We start from the raw sequence: 1,213 nt of genomic DNA on the forward strand, positions 1-1,213 counted from the left end.
TGTAATGACCCAGCCGTTCCTGCACAACTAAGCGGCTTCGGCATAGGCCTGCGCCGGTGTTTTCATCTTTAGCGCCTGGTGAGGACGCTTCTGGTTGTAAAACTGGATCCAGTCGCCAATCACCCGACTGGCATGCTGCAAGGTCTCGAACCTCTGCCGATGGGCACACTGCTCCTTGAGCGTTCTGATCACCCGCTCGACCATGCCGTTTTGTTCCGGCGTGTACGGCGTGATGAACTCCTGCTGCAACCCATAGCTCTTCACCAGTGCTGTGTAGTTGCGGCTGGTAAACACCAACCCATTGTCGCTACGTAACAAAAACGGCGATGCAACTCGTCCCAAGCTGCCGAAGCGAGCAATTAAGGCTTGCTCCAGCGCTGCCTCGGCCGTTTTCGATTTACCACTGCGCGAGAGATGCCATCCCAGTAGTTCACGGGTATGGCAATCAATCACCAGCGCCAAGGAACACCAGCCATCGCGACCAGCCCAGATCCGGCATAGGTCCGTCGCCCAGCGTTGGTTGGGCGCTGAGGCCACCGAAGGCAGGGCCTGGATCCGGGGGCGAAACCCAACCGGACGCTTGCGAACTTGCCAGCCCTTGAGCTGGAAGATGCGCTGTACCGTGTTCTTGTTGAACCCCAACAGGGCTGCAACCGTCCGGTAACCGAACGATGGGTTCTCCTCAATCATGTTTTTGATCGGGGTGACCAGATGCTCCTGAAGCTTGGGCGCGGCCTTGACGCTGCGGTAGTACCAACTACGACGCGGCAGGCCAAACCAGCGGCAGAGCTTGCTGACGGAGACATCAATACCTTCTGCGCGTAATCCCTGCTGAACATCGGCGACTATCTGTCGTCCTCGCCCAGCAGGGAGGCCAGCTTTTTTCTGGCGCGTAACTCCAGCATGGCCTCGCCATAAGCTTCCTGGAGTTCCTTGAGCTGCTTCTCGTACTGCTCGCGAATATCCAGTGGCTTGGCCCGTAAGGCGTTTTCCATGCCCCGTTTGGCGTCATCTACCCATTCTTCAATCTCGGAGGGCGGCAAATCAAAGGCTCGAGCCGCTTCAGCGACGGTGGTCTTGCCCTGAATGATTTCCATGACCAAGGCGGACTTGCGCTTGGCCGTCCAACGTTTGATTTCTTCGTCCATCGTGATGCTCATGTCTGTGATCTCCACTCATTATGACCTGAGCAGGATTTCAGTGGGTCATTACA

2 protein-coding genes are annotated in these 1,213 nt (G+C 57.0%); both read right to left on the reverse strand.

What is annotated here, in order from left to right:
- Nucleotides 1–27 precede the first annotated feature (27 nt).
- Entirely contained in the window at nucleotides 28–849 is an 822-nt protein-coding gene (locus C3418_RS23600) for an IS3 family transposase (protein ID WP_039026397.1), read from the reverse strand.
- Nucleotides 846–1,160, reverse strand: a complete 315-nt coding sequence (locus tag C3418_RS23605) for a transposase (RefSeq protein ID WP_039026396.1) — start codon at nucleotides 1,158–1,160, stop codon at nucleotides 846–848. The genes C3418_RS23600 and C3418_RS23605 overlap by 4 nt, the downstream gene beginning before the upstream one ends.
- Between the last annotated feature and the right edge of the window lie 53 nt (nucleotides 1,161–1,213).

It is taken from the genome of Aeromonas sp. ASNIH8, from assembly GCF_002919855.1.
Lineage (GTDB): Bacteria > Pseudomonadota > Gammaproteobacteria > Enterobacterales > Aeromonadaceae > Aeromonas > Aeromonas caviae.

Bases quoted from the DNA above. Each gene is read 5' to 3' on its own strand.
- C3418_RS23605 (WP_039026396.1), bottom strand. From the start codon at position 1,160: ATGAGCATCACGATGGACGAAGAAATCAAACGTTGGACGGCCAAGCGC.